Consider the following 17,515-nt stretch of genomic DNA (forward strand, 5'->3'; position numbering starts at 1 on the left):
CCAGAAGAAGACATTCTTATTTAGGAAACAGAACCATTAAAGAATTTGAAATAGATATGTATAATCAAAAACTAGCAGCATAGTCACTCAACTTAAAGTCCAGTTTTTTGTTGCAAGTCCATTCCACTCAATATCATTTTCAGTTAATTTAGTTTCAAAGCCTTCTTGATAAATTACATCATCTATTTTTTTTAAAATATCCATTTTTTTCAAATTACTGGCAACGGCAGTCTGTCTCAAAACTACCTAATTTGTTTTTAAAAATAATTGAAATTAGGGGTAAAGCCAAAATTAGCATTAATTTTTGTTTGCTTTTGTATCAATGCCTTAAAAGTTCGTTTTAGTCTTATATGTGCTTTTATAAGCTTTCTGATGTTAAAAAAGAGGTTTAATAGCAGTTGCATCAGCTCTATTTTACTATTGAACAATCTCCTTAAATTATAGGCTAGGGCAATAAGTCCAAAGTCGGCAGAAGCTGCTTTGATACCTTTTTTTGTTATGATATGATCAAATCCCCATTGGCGCTTGATGGTACCATAGGGATGCTCTACCAAGGCTTGCCTTTTTTTGTAAAGTTCCCCGCTTTGTGCAATCCGCTTAGCATTCTGTTTAATATTTTGAGTGTATTGGCTACGCTGAATGACCTTTCCATTGATTTTTGAGGAGGTACAATTCTGGCGCACCGGGCATTGCTTGCAGGCCTTGGTTTTGTATTGTTTGAAGGAATAGTTTCTGGCTCTGTACCAAGAGCCGTTGCTCGATAAGGTATTCCCCTGTGGGCAGTTATAAGTATCATCATCAGTATTATAAACAAAATTTTCAGCATTGTATTTAGGATCTGGTGCCTGGCTTTTACGGCCAATTGCTGGGATGGCAACCAGGGTATTGATGTTTAGGCTATCTGCAATATAGAATTCGCTTCCGGTATGGTATCCTTTGTCATAAAGGGCAGTAAAGGTATTGTTTCTTAAAATAGTTTTTGCCCTTCTGAGCATTAGCCCCATTGCTTTTTTATCATTCTGATTAGTAATTTTGAAATCAATAAGGAATTTATTTTGTGCGTCTACCGTTGTCTGAGCTGTATAGCATACCTCGGTAACGGTACCGCGTACAATTTGATGCCGGCAATCGGGATCTGAAGTCGATCGTTGTGGGTTTTCAGAAGAAGTATCTTCATCAAGTTGTTTTTGTATCGCCTTGTATTTGTTTTTTTGCTGTTTGCGTGCTTTTATTTGATCTTCAATTTCTTCAGTTTTTTTCTGATCTCCATCCGCTGTGGCCAGTTGTTGGTTATGCTCTTCGAGTTTTTTATCGATATACTCTAAGTGGCGCTTTATTTTCTTTTTATTATAGTTGTTTTTCTTACTGTTCTGCGCCCTTAGCTTTGTAGAATCCCCTGCAATGAGGTTTCCCCCGATCAGGTTGAAGTTACGAGCAATAGCCACACTTTGACGGAATACCTTACGGATTGCTTTGGGATTTTCTTTTCTAAACCGGGCAATGGTATTATGGTCGGGTTTTAGGTTTTTGATCAGCCAGATCACTTCTATATTCCGGTGGCACTCTTTCTCCAGCCTTCGTGAAGAGCGCATACGGTTCATATAACCATAGATAAAGAGCTTGAGCAGGTCTGCCGGGTGATAGGGCGGTCTTCCCTGAGTGGCTATGGTCTGAAAGCCCATTTTTGATAAATCGAGCAAGTTTACAAATTGATCGATGAGCCGTACGCTATTCTCCCCAGGGATCATATCATCCAAACAGGTTGCGTAAAGGCTGAGCTGTTCCCGGTCTTGTCCTTGTTGATATTCCATACCTTAAAGATAAACATACCAAAGATCATATCCTGAAAAATGATCGGTAAAGATGGCATGGTTTTGAGACAGTCTGACGGTCTTGTATATGGTTTGTTGCGTGTGTTTTACATGTAAGTTACTAAATAATTACCGAATAGAAAATACGAGAGTATTTTCGTAAGTAAACCAGAACAAAGCAATAAATTATATACGGTGTTGCCACCCGTTTTTATTCAGATTATTAATTTTAAATATTTTCAATGATTTTATCAATCCATTTTTTTATCCTTTCGGCATTTAATAGTGCTGCTATTATTAGTAATGAAATTCCAACAACCCAAGGGTCTGAATATATTCTTTTAAACAGAGACTTCTTTTCGGGATTGTTATTAGGTGCTGGATTAGTTTTTTGTTTTATAGGACTTTTATCTAAAAAAGAATCTTGAATTAAAATACCGTTATTAGTTATACTTTTATTTCCGTTTTCAATTTTATTCAGATATTTCATTCCGCTAAATTCAATTTTCGCAAGAGTGCATTCTCTTTTAAAATTGTCACCATCTCCAAAACGAATATCAGTTCCGCCGTCAAATGAGATATATTTTTCAGGTTTTTTCGATAATGAAGATAGTTTTATTCTTAATAATTTTAAGTCAGAAATGAATTCAGACATATCAATATATTCGCCATTATCATTATCTTTTAAATGTTTAAGTATTTTATATTCTAAAGTATCTTCCATTTTTCAGAGTGTGATTAGTAAATGGGTGGCAACGGTTTTGTGTATGATTAGTGGCGTGTTTAAGCACCTAATTTAGTAAATAATTACCGAATAGAAAATCCGTGAGGATTTTCGTAAGTAGGCGAGAACTAGCCATTAATTATACACGTTGTGCTTGTTGCACAATTTACTAAAAAAGATTAATTTCATGGTATGCAAGGAAAAAAAGTATATCAAGAGCAGTTATTCAACAGTTTTCAGTTGAGTGAACGGGTACCGGCCACTAATTTCTACCGCCGATTGAAAGAAGCCTTAAACTTAGATTTTCTCTATGATCTTACTCGAGGTTTTTACGGCAGCAGCGGTCAAAAGAGTATAGATCCTGTAGTGTTCTTTAAACTCTGTCTGGTGGGCTATTTAGAGAATATCATCAGCGACCGCAAGCTTATCGAACATAGCAGTATGCGATTGGATATTCTCTATTTCATTGGTTATGATATTGATGAGGAGCTACCTTGGCACTCCACTATCAGTCGAACACGACAATTATTTCCGGAAGATGTGTTTGAGTCTGTATTTACCAAAGTCTTCAGCCTTTGCGTAGAAGCCGGGATGGTGAGTGGCCACACTCAAGCTATTGATAGTGCCCCGGTAAAGGCCAACGCTTCGATGGACACTCTGGAACTAAAAGTACCTGAAGAGGAGTTAGAATCTCATTTGCACAGAGTTCGTCATATTAGTGCGATGGATAAAGATCAGCCATTTCGTAAGAGTAAGGGTGATAAATCAGACAAAGGTCAACGCAGTATAACGGCTAATGAACAGGAACTCCAGGCGATCTCTAGTCGCAACAAGCGTTGGAGCAAAGATCAGGATCAGCGACCGGGGTCAGGAAATAAAGGCAGTAAGTATACCAGCAATAAAACGCATTACAGTCCTACCGATCCTGATGCCCGTATCAGTGTCAAGCCCGGCAAGGCCAGAAAGCTCAATTACCTGAGTCAGCTAAGTGTAGATACCGGTCATCACGTGATTACCGACATTAGGGCTTACCACGCTGATGGTAAAGACAATCAGCAATTGCCTGATATAGTTAAGCGCGTAAAGCGCCGCCTGTGGAAGCAGGGATTAGTTTGGGAGAATTGTGTAGCTGACACCGGATATAGCTCAGGAGAGAACTACGCATTTTTAGAGGCACAGGGTCTTAAAAGTTTTATACCTGCTCACGGTACTTTTAAAGGCGGTCGTGGTGGATTTAGATATGTTGAAGACCAAGATCATTACCTGTGCCCACAAGGTAAGATCATCCCCTTTACCAAGGAGTTTAACGATTACAGAACCGGAACTCGAAAGAAAGAATACCGCTGTCGCAAGCACGTGTGTATCGATTGTCCTATACGCAGCAGCTGTCTAGGAAAAAGCGCACAGGAAAAGAAGTTCAGCGTTACCTATTACCGAGCAGAATATCAGCGCAACATCGCCCGGGTAGAAAGCCCACAGGGCAGATATATGAAAAGCAAACGGCAAAGCACCGTAGAACCTGTTTTTGGTACACTCACTCAATTTGTTGGTCTGCGTAAAGTAAACACTATAGGCTTAAGACAAGCTAACAAGTGTATGCAGCTCTCAGCTATAGCCTACAACCTCAAAAAATACCTCAAGTTCACTCAAAACCGGGTGAAAAGTGGAGCAGGAATGTTCGCCTTGTTTTTTAAAGTTCACAATGACCTTAAATCGGGAGTATACGTCATTTTAAAAACACTTCATTCTTCTAATTTGCAAAGGATATAAAAACAAAAAACCTCCTAAAAGCGGTTTAAATAAGTGAGATTTTCTAAGAATTAAAGGCTTGTGCAACGGTTACCGTTGTTCTACGCAGTTTTTATTCGTTCGATTGCTTGTTTCAATTGCTCAATTTTCTTTGGTCCAAATCCGCTGATATTTTTCATTTCCTCAATGTCAATTTCCAAAACTTTTTTTGGTGTTGTGTAACCAAGTTCATAAACTTTGTCCACCATAGGAATTCCAAATTCCTGTAATTTTTCCTTAATCCATTCAATTCCGAGTTCATTTGGTTTAAGTCCGTGAAAAAATTCGTCAACAAATGGTTTATTCGATTTTCCAAACTCGTTTATCAACTCTATTTTTTCCTCGTATGTTTTTTCGTTGTCGTTTGTTATAATCTGAAACTTTGGCAAACTGTCAAAATACATTGGTTTTTTCTCAAATTCCTTTTCTATAAAGTCGTTCGCAGATATTTCAGTCCATTCGTATTCAGTTCCGCCAATTTCATTTCGTACAGTTTCATATTCCGCAATTGAAATGATTTTATACGCATTTTCGATTTTGTCTTTTGACATATTCAAATCCAAATCAGGAACGAACTGTCGATAAAGAATTTTGTCACTCGCTTTCCAAAAAGCATCATCGTAAATTCTGTATTTTTTTTCAATTTGTGGATTGTCAGTTTGACTGTTTTCGTAACTTTTTTCCGCTCGATTGAAGGCAGTTCGTAATTTTTTAAAATCCTCTATTGTTTTTACTTCGTCAACTAATTGTTGAACAGTCGGTAAAGTTTTATTTGTTCGATTTTGAGGTTTTTTAGTCGATTTAGACTCTTTCAATTTTGGGTTATTCTTTTCTTGAATAGTTCCAATTACTCCGAAAATCACAAAAATTCCGACTAATGCTAATATTATGTAAAAAATTGTCAATTTATTCTCTGGGTTTAATGGTTAGTCAAATTGCGTAGAACGGTCTTGTATAATTACCCAGCTAAGGGAATTTGAGAACTAAAGATAGTAAAAAGAACTGACTTTGACGCGTGAGCGTCTGTGTCCGCAGGACACAAAGCCTTAGTTGGAATTATACGTTGTTGGCAACAGGTTTTATTCAAATATCATTTCACGAGTCGTCTCTTCAGTTTCCAAAATATTTTTTACATCATAATCCTTAATTTTCGGATTAGAATCGAATATTAGTTCCGAATCTTTAAAATAGAGTTTTCTTTCAAAAGATTCATTCCTATTTTTTCTCCGATAATATGTTACATTTAGATTTAGGTAAATCAACTTTCCATTAGAATAATAAAACTCGTAGCTTTCATAAGTTTTTCTGAGTGCCAAATTATATCGAATTCTTAATGGAATAGAATCATTCTCTCGCAAATAATATGCTTCCCATCCACCATTTTTCTTGAAAATACCACTATAAATAATGGGTCCTTCCATTATTCCTTTTGGATATTTTTTTTCAGTTCTATTGGTTAATTCAACGATTGAGTCAATTTTATTCAGCTTGTTTTTTAATTCGGTTTTAAGGTTTTGTCCATAAGACAAAATTGGTAATAACAAAAGTCCAATTAAATATGTGATTTTCATTTTTTCAACTTGTTGCCAACGTTCCGCGGCTATGCGCCGGGCGGGGCTTTTACCCGGAATTGTTCTTTTGAAAACGAGCATTTCTCGCATCCGTAATCTGTCAACCGAAGACGGGTTTCCCGCCTGGCGCATAGCCGCTGTTGGGCGTTCGTATTTTTTATCCTACATTTTTTCATTTTTTACCCCTGTCTTGTCTAAGGCTTCTCTTAATCCTTTAGCCAATTTTTCTACGGGTCCAACACCCCAATAATGTAGAAAGAAAATTCTTGGGTTTTCGTGAACCATATGATTATGAAGAGCAACTACTTCAATATCATTTTCAATCAAAGCCTTTATTACTGGGGCTACTTCATCAGCAAGCATCGTAAAATCCCCTGCTACCGCTGCCTTTTCATTTGTTCCTTGCCAACTTGCCCAAGTATTAAAACCTAAAAATGTACTAACTGGTGCACCGTGTTCTTTTAAATTCACATCTGGCCGACCGATAGTGATTTTATATACTCCTTTATTCATAGTTCCGCTATATCCCAAAATGCTATCAATCAACTTTGTGTCAAGAGTATTTTGCACTGTTGAAATAGTTGCACTTGATGGATTAGCACCTCTTATTTCAGTTACTTTATCAAAAACAGCTTTGACACTTTTAGCTAATTTTTTTTCATCGCCCATTCCCCCAATATGCATATACATCACATCAGGCTCATTTCGGACAAAGTGATTGTGAATTGCTGTTATTGTTAACCCTTGTTTTATTATTTCTTGCTGTACTGGTTTTAAGTCTTTTTCCGTAACAACAATATCTCCCATAACCATAGGTTTTCCCGAAGTTGGGGCGAATGCAGCCCAGCTTCCTAATCCCATAGGAGGAATGATTTTGAAACCATCGACCATTACATTCAAGTCATTTTGAGGAACTGTAACTTTGAATTGTCCGTCTTTTTCTTTTCCTTCCATCCCAAACACCGATTTTAAAGATTCAATATCAAGCTCCTTTAATTCATCGTTATTTTCCAAAAGCTTTCCAGTCGATTCTTTTGAATCGTTTTTCTTTGTAGATTGTTCGCAACCAAAAGCAATTAAAGAGGTTACTACTATTAAATAAATGCATACTTTTTTCATAATTCAGTTTTTTTGTTAAAATTTCAGTTCTTTTCAATATGACGCCCAACGGTCTTGTATAACAATCAGTTGCGGATTGTTTAAAAACTAAGATAGCTAAAATCCCTGACTTTTATGCTTGCGCTGTTGTGTCCGCAGAATACAAAGCCGCAATTGTTGTTATACGTTGTTGGCAACTGGCTTTATTTTGTTTTTTTGATTTTTGTTGGGTTTTGTCGAGTATCGAAAACGTCAGCAATTTTTATAAATCCGTTTTGTTCATCAACCGAATATATCACTTTGTAGTTTTTGAAAACCAAATAACGATATTGAATTTCTCTATTTTTAAGTAATTCTTCTTCTTGTCCAATAAAGGACGCTTTGATTAGTTTTTCCGATTCTTTGATTATTCCAGTAACAATTTTAGTAGCAACTTTTAAACTAGCTTTCTTTTCGTAATATTCATAAATTTCGTCAAGTTGAGTTTCCGAAAAGTCTGACCAAATAATTTTAAAATTCATTATTCGTATTTGGCTAAAAGTTCAGAACTTGTTTTAAATCGATTGTTTTTGAAATCAGATTCTGATTTGTCAATTCGTTTGTTTAACTCATCAATGGTCATAGGCTTAAAAAGCCTTTCGTCAGAAGTATCTTTTTCCTTTTTCAATATTTTCTCAAGCTTGGAAATTGCTTCCTCGCTTTGAAGTTTTAGGAATTCTTGAATAAATTCTATTTTTCGAGCTTCTATATTCATTTCGAGTTTCTTTTTATCAAAGATACTAAATTATCAAATTCAATCAATATCTTTCTTTGTTTAACAAATTTTTCAGCTTGTTGCCAACGGCTCGTATATGAAACGTAGCGTGTAAATAGACGCTAACTTTTCGGATTATACACAAGCCGAATTTTTATGTTTTGTTTTTATCTTTTCTATTTTAAAAGCCAAATTTAAAAATTTGGCGACTTTGCAAATACGCACAAACCTCTCGTAAAGCCTATATTAGCTATGTTTTATATACATTGTGCTTGTTGCACAATTTACTAAAAAAGATTAATTTCATGGTATGCAAGGAAAAAAAGTATATCAAGAGCAGTTATTCAACAGTTTTCAGTTGAGTGAACGGGTACCGGCCACTAATTTCTACCGCCGATTGAAAGAAGCCTTAAACTTAGATTTTCTCTATGATCTTACTCGAGGTTTTTACGGCAGCAGCGGTCAAAAGAGTATAGATCCTGTAGTGTTCTTTAAACTCTGTCTGGTGGGCTATTTAGAGAATATCATCAGCGACCGCAAGCTTATCGAACATAGCAGTATGCGATTGGATATTCTCTATTTCATTGGTTATGATATTGATGAGGAGCTACCTTGGCACTCCACTATCAGTCGAACACGACAATTATTTCCGGAAGATGTGTTTGAGTCTGTATTTACCAAAGTCTTCAGCCTTTGCGTAGAAGCCGGGATGGTGAGTGGCCACACTCAAGCTATTGATAGTGCCCCGGTAAAGGCCAACGCTTCGATGGACACTCTGGAACTAAAAGTACCTGAAGAGGAGTTAGAATCTCATTTGCACAGAGTTCGTCATATTAGTGCGATGGATAAAGATCAGCCATTTCGTAAGAGTAAGGGTGATAAATCAGACAAAGGTCAACGCAGTATAACGGCTAATGAACAGGAACTCCAGGCGATCTCTAGTCGCAACAAGCGTTGGAGCAAAGATCAGGATCAGCGACCGGGGTCAGGAAATAAAGGCAGTAAGTATACCAGCAATAAAACGCATTACAGTCCTACCGATCCTGATGCCCGTATCAGTGTCAAGCCCGGCAAGGCCAGAAAGCTCAATTACCTGAGTCAGCTAAGTGTAGATACCGGTCATCACGTGATTACCGACATTAGGGCTTACCACGCTGATGGTAAAGACAATCAGCAATTGCCTGATATAGTTAAGCGCGTAAAGCGCCGCCTGTGGAAGCAGGGATTAGTTTGGGAGAATTGTGTAGCTGACACCGGATATAGCTCAGGAGAGCACTACGCATTTTTAGAGGCACAGGGTCTTAAAAGTTTTATACCTGCTCACGGTACTTTTAAAGGCGGTCCTGCTGGATTTAGATATGTTGAAGACCAAGATCATTACCTGTGCCCACAAGGTAAGATCATCCCCTTTACCAAGGAGTTTAACGATTACAGAACCGGAACTCGAAAGAAAGAATACCGCTGTCGCAAGCACGTGTGTATCGATTGTCCTATACGCAGCAGCTGTCTAGGAAAAAGCGCACAGGAAAAGAAGTTCAGCGTTACCTATTACCGAGCAGAATATCAGCGCAACATCGCCCGGGTAGAAAGCCCACAGGGCAGATATATGAAAAGCAAACGGCAAAGCACCGTAGAACCTGTTTTTGGTACACTCACTCAATTTGTTGGTCTGCGTAAAGTAAACACTATAGGCTTAAGACAAGCTAACAAGTGTATGCAGCTCTCAGCTATAGCCTACAACCTCAAAAAATACCTCAAGTTCACTCAAAACCGGGTGAAAAGTGGAGCAGGAATGTTCGCCTTGTTTTTTAAAGTTCACAATGACCTTAAATCGGGAGTATACGTCATTTTAAAAACACTTCATTCTTCTAATTTGCAAAGGATATAAAAACAAAAAACCTCCTAAAAGCGGTTTAAATAAGTGAGATTTTCTAAGAATTAAAGGCTTGTGCAACGGTTACCATTGTTATATGCCGTTTTTTATCCGTTCTATAATTCGTTCGTAATATTGGATTCTATGATTTCCTTGTAACCTTTCTGATATTGTTTCTACTCCGTTGATATTAAACATCTCAAGTTTGTGTCTTGAATTCTGTTCATACTTTTTTGGATAGAAGTAATAAATTTTATTTGTTACTGGAAATCTGTTTTCAACCATTACTCTTGCTCTATAAGTAATAAGCCACCATAAATGCATTTCGACAAAGTCTAGATTCAATCCGAAAATATATATGTCGTGCGTAAAAAATAAATCAATCCAGCTTTCATAGTTTACGTCACTATTTTTAATTCTTTTGGCAAGTGGCAGAAAGTCTTTCTTTTTATAATTTCCTTTTGTTCCAGTCGCTACATAATTCCGCATTTGCTGTAAAAATCCGCTGTACTGTTCATATCCCAAAGTAATTGTTTTAGGTACAGTTTGACTTCCGTGGATATGCCAAATCTTATGGTTTTGAGTTTGATGAAATCGGAACATATTATATAAACTCTCTTTTATAAATCCTTTATTCCGACAATTTTTAGGTTCAAGTCCAGCAGTTTTTTCAAATGATAAATCGTAATTAGTTGTAAGAATATTTTCGATACCTAAATCTAAAATGGATTTATGTAATTGGTTCGGATTCATTTTCCGTGTTTGTGAAGCGATATATTTTTTGAGTCGGCTTTCTGGTGTTTGATGAGCTCTTGCAGAATTCAAATAGATTTCTTCATAGAGCATTGGAAATGGTTTATTAACTTGATTTAATTTTCGGTCTATTTTTGCGTATTCAAGCAGTCCATTTATTAAGTCTAACCAAGAATAAGATTCGGTTGCATTATTTATATCATTCCCAATTAACAGGGCTTTTTCATTCATACTCGAGGTTTTTTTCAAATGGCATATAACGGTTTTGTGTATGATTAGTGGCGTGTTTGAGCAACTAATTTAGGAAATAAAAACCGAATAGAAAATCTGTGAGGATTTTCGTAAGTAGCTTGAACCAGCCATTAATTATACACGGTGTTCTACGCAGTTTTTATTCAGTATTTTATTTTTTCCAAGTTCATAATCTTGTCATATTCGTAAAGAATTCTGTCAGATTCAGAGAACGGAATTTGGTATAAATCACAAACGTTTCTCAATTCGGTTAAATAGTCCAAATATTGAATTATATTATCGTTTAAGTTCGTTTTTAATTTCAGTTCGGCTCCGTAAATCATTCGATAAACTCTTTGGTCGATAATTTGATAAATTCTCGGATTCTTAAATCTCAAAATGGTCGAAGCCATTGGTAAGCGAATTCCTTTGGTTTCGAGCAAATGCATTAAGATTTCGCCAGTCAGAGCAGAATCGATAAATTCCGATTTTCGGTCAATTTTATTTATCAAATTCAGCGTTTCGTTATTCAATTCAGCGTAACGATTGGTTTTCCACAACACAATTTCGTTTATCAATTCCTGATTAAAGTCAGTTTTAACGTTATCTAACTTTTTGGTCAGTTCAGGTTGAAAGTTATATTCCAAATTCAGAAGTTCGTCAGTAGATGGATTATGTTCTTGTATTTTCTTCATTTCGTTGGTTTGGTCAAATTGCGTAGAACGGTCCAGTATAACCGTCAGTTACGGGTTAAGTTAGCGATTATTTTCGGTTTGACACAGGCTTTAGCAATTCCGAGTGGATTCGGACGTAGTCGAATCCGCCGTAATTGCGGTTATACATTGTTGCCTACAGTTATTTTTATTCATTCTCGATTTTATTCAATTCCGCTATTCTGTTTTTATGCATTTCAAATATTATTTCAGGATTCCATTCGTCATCTTCTGTTTTTCCGTGTCCCAATGACATTAGTGAAACCAATTTTCCATTTTCTGCGTAAAATTGGCAAGTCCAAGGTTGCAGAGTGTAATGATTAATTGGCATATATTTTATTGATTCCTCTGCGTAAATAAGTTCTCCGTTTTGTTCGTAATAAACTTCTTCGTAAAGAACTGTTTCTTTGTGCGAGTCAATTTGTATAATTCTTTTCCCATTATCAGTTTCGCAAATCCTCCAGAATTCCGTTTTTCCATTAAAGTCAGTTACGGCATTTACATTTTGGGAACATTTGGAAAGTTCAGCCAAATATTGGTCGTTAATTTCAGACCTTAATTTTTCTTCTTTCTCTAATTCAGTTTCTGAATCAGAGGCTATTGTTTCAGATTCCGCCACATTTTTTTCAGTTGAGTTGCTTTTTTTCGATTCGCAAGCAGTCAATGAAATCAAGATTATTAATGTCAGCAGGATTTTTTTCATAATTGTAGGCAACGGTCTTGTATAACAATCAGTTGCGGATTGATTGGAAACTAAGATAGCTAAAATTACCGACTTTTATGCTTGCGCGGTTGTGTCCGCAGGACACAAAGCCGCAATTGTTGTTATACGGTGTTATATGGCGTTTTTTTCTTTTAATTAGCTTCGAATATTATCTATTTGTTTTTACTTGTTTCAAGTATCCACCATATTAATCTGTCTTTTCCGTCATCAAGTTGTTCTTTAATGTTGGTATCGCCTAGTATTGGTTTATCTTTTTGACCGTAAAGAAAGTTACTGCCATCACGTTTAATTTCATTTCTAAATTTAAATAATGCAGTGATATATCGCTCTTTGTCGTCTGGAACATTTTTATCAAAAGCATTATATTCATTCGTTGTATAAAGCTCTAAATCATTTTTATTTATAGTTCCATAGTTACTAATGACATTATATGTATTAACAATTTGTTTAATGGCTGTTTGCCTGCCTTGTTGTGGGTAAAAACGAACTGCAACTATTGTATTAATTACAAAAATTAAAATCCAACTAGCAATCTGTAATTTTAAATTCAATTTCTTAGTTAAGAATACTCCCAATATGATAATTACAGAACTGATCCCATATATAATTGGTAAAGCAACAATTGCCTTAAAACCTGGATAAGGGAATAGACTATCAAGTATTTTCATTTCTATTAGCAACAAAGCGAACATCAAGATCGGAAATGCAATATTTTTTCTGCTATATTTTGAAGATTTATTCATTCAATACCCGTCTCTTGTTTTTAATGCCATATAACGTGTTTGTGTATGATTAGTTGCGGAAAAAGACGCGAGTCATTTTCCGCTTAGACCTAAATATAATTAATAAGATTGGATTTCCGATCGGAAATTCAGCCGCAATTAATTATACACGTTGTTGGCGGTAGTTTTTATTTTGATAGTTCCAATCCAATATTTAAATTTCTCGATATTTCTCTTCCATTTGGATTTCCTTTTTTAATTATTTCATTTATTGGTATTAACTGTGCATTATTTTGGAATACGAATCGTAAGTAAGAATTTGATTTAAAGTAATCATTTGTTTTAGAGGTTAATTGAGGTCTAATGACAGAATTCACGCTTTCTTGCTCCTTAGAATCTAAATAATAGCCAATTAATTCAAGACCTATAAAGATTCCACTTTCTTTTAATAAAAGTACTTGTTCTGAAACGTCAAAAATAGCGATGTCTTTGCTGAATGAATTAACATCAATTGGTTCGCTACTGTATAACGGTTCCGATAACTTATTTTTATCAGAGTCGTAAATATGAATTCTGACGTAGGCTTTAACATTAGTGTTTTTTAATTCTTTTTTTTCTATCACTTTTGAAAATCGGATTGAAATTTTATTGATATAATAGTTTTTTGTTTTATCCAAAGGATAAACAGAAGTAATTATTTCGGATTTTGGTTGTAATGGCCAAGACCCAAAGGATTTTGCACCTTTCAATAATTTAATGCTTTTAGTTTCAGTCGGGTTTCCTGTTAATACAATTTCGTCGAGTTTATAGGACTGAGGTCGTAAAAATATTGTGTCTTGAATATTTGCGGTTATTATACTTTGGGTTTTATATCCTAATAGTTTAATTTTTATTGAATCAGACACTGCCGATTTCAAATCAAATTTACCATCAATTGAAGAATAGAATCCTGTATTATTAAATTCTACAGCAACAAACGACAAAGGTACTTTTGTAATGGAATCTACTACAATTACATTTTGAGATTCAGCTTTGTATGAACAGAAAAGAAAAAAATAAATTAAAAGATGTTTAAATATTTTACTGAAAATCATTTCTGCTTTTGTGTTTTTCAAATTACCGCCAACGGTCTCGGCTATGAGTAGTTGCGTGGGTTAGCACTTAACTTTGCAAGTACACACCAAGTTGGAAATTCCTCAGGAATTTCCAAAGTAGGCGAGAAAAAGCAATTACTTATAGCCATTGTTGTGCGTTCGTTTTTTTTAGTGTCTGTTATCACAAAGTATTTGTATTTCTGGTTCTGTTTCCTCTAAAATTGTGATTGACGGACATCCAAAACTATGACCTACAAATCCAAACACAACGCTAGCTTTGTTTTTTATTATTTCACCTGTCCATTGGGATTGCTGTATATCTTCTTCATTTTCACTTTCCGCAATTTTTAGTCCTGTTAGGTATGTCGATTCCCCATCGTAATAGTTTGTATTTAATATTTCTGATTTTGAAATTTTATCTACTATTACTAAATGGTAACTGCTTATATTTTCTGTGGGTTTTTGTAAATAATAATCATATTTTTCTGTCGCAAAAAAATAGGTACTCAAGTCAATTTTGTTCTTTAAGTCTTTAGCGATTGGAAATTGATTATTTTCAATTGTTGTCCAAACAATCGGTTTTATTTTACCTGTTTGAAAAGGATTTTCTTTACCTACATATACTAAATTCTCATCCCGGTTAGAAATATTCTTACCTAGATCAAATCCGAACATATAATCAAATTCATCGTTTCTATAGTCGCTTGAAGGTCCATAAGGGTTCATACAAGCTATTACAGGCAAGTCATTGACATTGTAAGTTTGTATTTTATCGCTTGAGATTAAATAGACAAATACTTTATCTGATTCTGATATATTTGAATACTTAAGAAATTTCTTCCTTTGACTTTTATTAAGTTTTATTGTGTCTTTTTCTAAATCACTTTCGGTAAAAATCGAATTTCTATTTTTATTACCGATTTGGTTATAAGCATCTTCAAAATAAGTTTCGGACAGGTTTAAAAACGCTGTTCTCGTTTTTCCGTCTTTTTCTTTATAGAAAGAAGAAGCGTAATATAATTTAATATCTGATTGAACAAAGGAATTTGATAAAAACCCATTAAATACATATACTGTATCCTTTTCTTTGCTAGAAAGCATCTGGCTTTGAACTCCAACCCATTTTCCAACAATCAATTTACCAGCGTCATTAATTGTGTCGGTGATTTTTGTGTACTCTACTAATCTTAAAGATGTGTTTAATGGAAATTTACCCAAAACTTTTCCATCTGGGGAATCTCTATAATTTAAACCTGACTTGGCAATCACGTATTTATGTTCATAATGTGTTGGTTGTACTTTCTCCTTTTTTTCTATGGAATCTTTTGGCTGTTCAAACGATTTTTTTTGTTCAACTTGTTCTTCAGTTCCTGTCGTTTGTTGGCCGCTTGTTTTTTCTTTACAACCAAAAGTCAAAAGTAGAATTGATAGAAAAATTAGTTGTAAATGAATTTTCATAATTGTTTCGTTCGGTTTTCAAAATGACGCACAACGGTTTTGTATATGGATCGTAGCGTGTAAATTAGCGATTATTTTCGAATTAAACACAAGCCGAATTTTTTAATTTTCTTATTATCTTTTTTTCTCAATAAGCCAAATTAAAAAATTTGGCGGACTTGCAAATATGCCTTAACTTTGATTAGGCAACTAATTAGCTATGAGCTATATACGTTGTTGGCAGTTGTTTTTTTATAATTGGCTTAATTCTAATTCTTTAATTTCTTTAGTATTTTTATCCTGAAAAGTTAATTTAGCTTTGGATTTATTCACTTTTAAAGTTAGATTTAGAATTTCGCAGTAATCCATTTTTTCATAATTAATAGTATCAAATTTTAAAATTTTATCTCCTAGGTTAATTTTACCTTTTAATGATTTATCCCATATTATACCAACTACAATTTCATTGTCATTATTTAGAACTGGTTCAATAGGCCACATTTTTTTAGATAATTCCATAGACTTTCCCTCATTAAAACTTTCTAACCAAAATCTTTTTTTTCTATAGTCTAAGGTAACTTTTCCATATTTCAATAACTCTGAGCCAATTCGAGAAGTTTCTCCATAAGTAGTTTTAGTAATTACATTTTTAAAATCTATATCTCCTATTTTTAATTTAGGAATTTTCAAGGCTAAATGTTCCTTTTCATTTGCAGTACCGAATAATCCCATACTAAATGTACCAACATTTTTTGCGAGAGTTTCAAAAATATCTACTTGTGATTGAAGTTGATGATAAGCTGTATTAGAAACAACATAAAAGTCATTATCGCCACTATCAAATAATACATATCCATTTCCTTCGTGTTTTTCTTTTATCAGTTTTATTGGGATGAATGGACTACTTTGAATTTTGTTAACTTTCATCTCGATTGCATCTCGTTTTTTCAATCCCAAATTCTTACTATTATCTGTTAGAATAATTTCATTTTTTTGAGAGTCAAATTGAATTGTTGAATTTCTCAATAAATTACTACCAATAATACCGTCAATTTTGAAACACTCAAAAATAGGATTTAAGCCCTTTTTTGAGACAAATGCAGGAATTTCTTTAAATTTTATTTCATTAATTATAATCTCTGGTATGGATACAACTTCTAAACTATCTGTGATACCAGACTGGTCTTTTATTTTTACACTTCCAAGTTTATTAGTTTTAATCAAATCGTATAAATTTTCTGATATTGCTGTTGTCGCACCAGTATCTAATAGAAAATCATATTCATTTTGGTTTATTAAAACTTTGATTATTATTTTTCCGTTTTTATTTTCATATTTCATTTTACTGAAATATTCTTTATTTTCCACAAAACCTTGATTAGCATTAATTGTTTGTTGCGAATAAGTTTTGATAAAAATTAAAAGCGAAACTATTATTAATAATTTACTGTTCATATTGTGTTCTTTTTAAATAACTGCCAACGGTCAAGTATAAGCGTAGTGCGGGAATTCGGAGCTATTCACTGTCCACCCGCCCAAAACTTTGATAAATCAAAATACTTTATTTGAGCCACTCAGACCGCATTACGCTTATACAATGTTGTAGGTAGTGCTTTCTTTTTCGTCCGTGTGTTGGGGCAGACACACTTATTGACAAGCTTGGTTTGTGCTGCTGGTGTTGAGCGGCTTGGTAATGTGTGTGGCTGTCAAGCGTTGACTTTTTTATTAATGTTAAAATAACCTGTCAATGTCCTGCCAATTACAATAAATACACTATCCGTTTTCTTAAAACCTAAAAATCCAAATCTCTTAAGATGTTTGATAAGAAGAATCCTGTCCATTAAAAAATTGTAACCGACAGAGTTTACAAGATGTAATAATTTTTAACCACATCTTGCTCATACTGCATGCTACTCTGTAGCTATAACCTTCCCTTGCTGGTCGAAGTAGATTTCGAGGTGTTTATCGTCAGGGCTTTCAACTTCCAGTTCATATAAAGTTCCCCTGTCGGTTTCAACTTTTTCTACTTCTTGTAATTCCCAGTCTTTGTATTCTGAACTCTGAAAGGAAGTCTGTACAGGCACTGGCAGATCACCATATTCAATTTCCTCTTCGCTGATCTCTTTAAAATTGTGGCTTTTGTTCTCGCAGCTTGATGTTATTGCCATGACCAACAAACAAGCTATTCCGAAACATACATTTCTAAGTCGCATAATATTCCT

At 34.6% G+C, this 17,515-nt stretch carries 18 protein-coding genes; 2 read left to right on the top strand and 16 right to left on the bottom strand.

The genetic code is table 11. From position 1 onward, the window contains the following. Positions 1–87: 87 nt before the first annotated feature. The 3 genes from D9R05_RS15520 to D9R05_RS11480 all read right to left on the bottom strand — a co-directional run bounded on the left by D9R05_RS15520 (position 88) and on the right by D9R05_RS11480 (position 2,535). Complete coding sequence (locus D9R05_RS15520) at positions 88–240, bottom strand: hypothetical protein (RefSeq protein WP_162984965.1); 153 nt, start codon at positions 238–240, stop codon at positions 88–90. A 17-nt stretch (positions 241–257) separates the two neighbouring features. Continuing rightward, entirely contained in the window at positions 258–1,811 is a 1,554-nt protein-coding gene (locus D9R05_RS11475; protein WP_240463040.1) for an IS1182 family transposase, read from the bottom strand. Positions 1,812–2,040: 229 nt separating this feature from the next. After that, entirely contained in the window at positions 2,041–2,535 is a 495-nt protein-coding gene (locus D9R05_RS11480; RefSeq protein WP_121667376.1) for a hypothetical protein, read from the bottom strand. Positions 2,536–2,727: 192 nt separating this feature from the next. Here D9R05_RS11480 and D9R05_RS11485 point away from each other — a divergent pair, with 192 nt between their 5' ends. After that, positions 2,728–4,305: an IS1182 family transposase gene (locus tag D9R05_RS11485; protein ID WP_240463042.1), complete on the top strand. Its 1,578-nt coding sequence runs from the start codon at positions 2,728–2,730 to the stop codon at positions 4,303–4,305. Positions 4,306–4,385: 80 nt separating this feature from the next. Here D9R05_RS11485 and D9R05_RS11490 read toward each other — a convergent pair whose 3' ends face one another. The 5 genes from D9R05_RS11490 to D9R05_RS11510 form a co-directional block, all read right to left on the bottom strand. Further along, positions 4,386–5,228 carry a hypothetical protein gene (locus D9R05_RS11490; RefSeq protein ID WP_121667377.1) on the bottom strand — a complete coding sequence of 281 codons (843 nt, stop codon included), beginning with the start codon at positions 5,226–5,228 and terminating at the stop codon, positions 4,386–4,388. Positions 5,229–5,402: 174 nt separating this feature from the next. Next, entirely contained in the window at positions 5,403–6,026 is a 624-nt protein-coding gene (locus tag D9R05_RS11495; RefSeq protein ID WP_121667378.1) for a hypothetical protein, read from the bottom strand. A gap of 30 nt (positions 6,027–6,056) precedes the next feature. Further along, entirely contained in the window at positions 6,057–7,013 is a 957-nt protein-coding gene (locus tag D9R05_RS11500; protein WP_121667379.1) for a DUF1259 domain-containing protein, read from the bottom strand. Between the two features lie 182 nt (positions 7,014–7,195). Further along, complete coding sequence (locus tag D9R05_RS11505; RefSeq protein WP_121667380.1) at positions 7,196–7,513, bottom strand: type II toxin-antitoxin system RelE/ParE family toxin; 318 nt, start codon at positions 7,511–7,513, stop codon at positions 7,196–7,198. Beyond that, positions 7,513–7,746, bottom strand: coding sequence for a hypothetical protein (locus D9R05_RS11510; protein WP_113966733.1), 234 nt, complete (start codon positions 7,744–7,746; stop codon positions 7,513–7,515). Before D9R05_RS11510 ends, D9R05_RS11505 begins: the two co-directional genes overlap by 1 nt. A gap of 310 nt (positions 7,747–8,056) precedes the next feature. On the opposite strand from D9R05_RS11510, the gene D9R05_RS11515 reads away from it, so the two are divergent. Beyond that, positions 8,057–9,634 (top strand): IS1182 family transposase, encoded by a 1,578-nt coding sequence (locus tag D9R05_RS11515; RefSeq protein ID WP_205589288.1) that lies wholly within the window; start codon positions 8,057–8,059, stop codon positions 9,632–9,634. Between the two features lie 78 nt (positions 9,635–9,712). Here D9R05_RS11515 and D9R05_RS11520 read toward each other — a convergent pair whose 3' ends face one another. The 8 genes from D9R05_RS11520 to D9R05_RS11555 all read right to left on the bottom strand — a co-directional run bounded on the left by D9R05_RS11520 (position 9,713) and on the right by D9R05_RS11555 (position 17,461). After that, complete coding sequence (locus D9R05_RS11520) at positions 9,713–10,603, bottom strand: SIR2 family protein (protein WP_121667381.1); 891 nt, start codon at positions 10,601–10,603, stop codon at positions 9,713–9,715. Positions 10,604–10,767: 164 nt separating this feature from the next. Next, entirely contained in the window at positions 10,768–11,298 is a 531-nt protein-coding gene (locus D9R05_RS11525; RefSeq protein WP_099545919.1) for a hypothetical protein, read from the bottom strand. Positions 11,299–11,464: 166 nt separating this feature from the next. Continuing rightward, positions 11,465–12,019, bottom strand: a complete 555-nt coding sequence (locus tag D9R05_RS11530) for a hypothetical protein (protein WP_162984966.1) — start codon at positions 12,017–12,019, stop codon at positions 11,465–11,467. Between the two features lie 173 nt (positions 12,020–12,192). Then, positions 12,193–12,783 carry a hypothetical protein gene (locus D9R05_RS11535; protein ID WP_121667383.1) on the bottom strand — a complete coding sequence of 197 codons (591 nt, stop codon included), beginning with the start codon at positions 12,781–12,783 and terminating at the stop codon, positions 12,193–12,195. 167 nt (positions 12,784–12,950) lie between these two features. After that, a complete protein-coding gene (locus D9R05_RS11540) occupies positions 12,951–13,877 on the bottom strand; it encodes a carboxypeptidase-like regulatory domain-containing protein (RefSeq protein ID WP_162984967.1) in 927 nt (308 codons plus the stop codon). A 147-nt stretch (positions 13,878–14,024) separates the two neighbouring features. Next, positions 14,025–15,314, bottom strand: coding sequence for a hypothetical protein (locus D9R05_RS11545; protein ID WP_121667385.1), 1,290 nt, complete (start codon positions 15,312–15,314; stop codon positions 14,025–14,027). Positions 15,315–15,545: 231 nt separating this feature from the next. Then, on the bottom strand, positions 15,546–16,748 hold the full coding sequence (locus D9R05_RS11550; RefSeq protein ID WP_121667386.1) for a retropepsin-like aspartic protease: 1,203 nt from the start codon (positions 16,746–16,748) through the stop codon (positions 15,546–15,548). Between the two features lie 455 nt (positions 16,749–17,203). Then, positions 17,204–17,461 carry a PepSY-like domain-containing protein gene (locus tag D9R05_RS11555; protein ID WP_205589289.1) on the bottom strand — a complete coding sequence of 86 codons (258 nt, stop codon included), beginning with the start codon at positions 17,459–17,461 and terminating at the stop codon, positions 17,204–17,206. Positions 17,462–17,515 lie beyond the last annotated feature (54 nt).

Origin of the sequence: Mesonia aquimarina, assembly GCF_003667275.1 — a bacterium.
Classification (GTDB): domain Bacteria; phylum Bacteroidota; class Bacteroidia; order Flavobacteriales; family Flavobacteriaceae; genus Mesonia; species Mesonia aquimarina.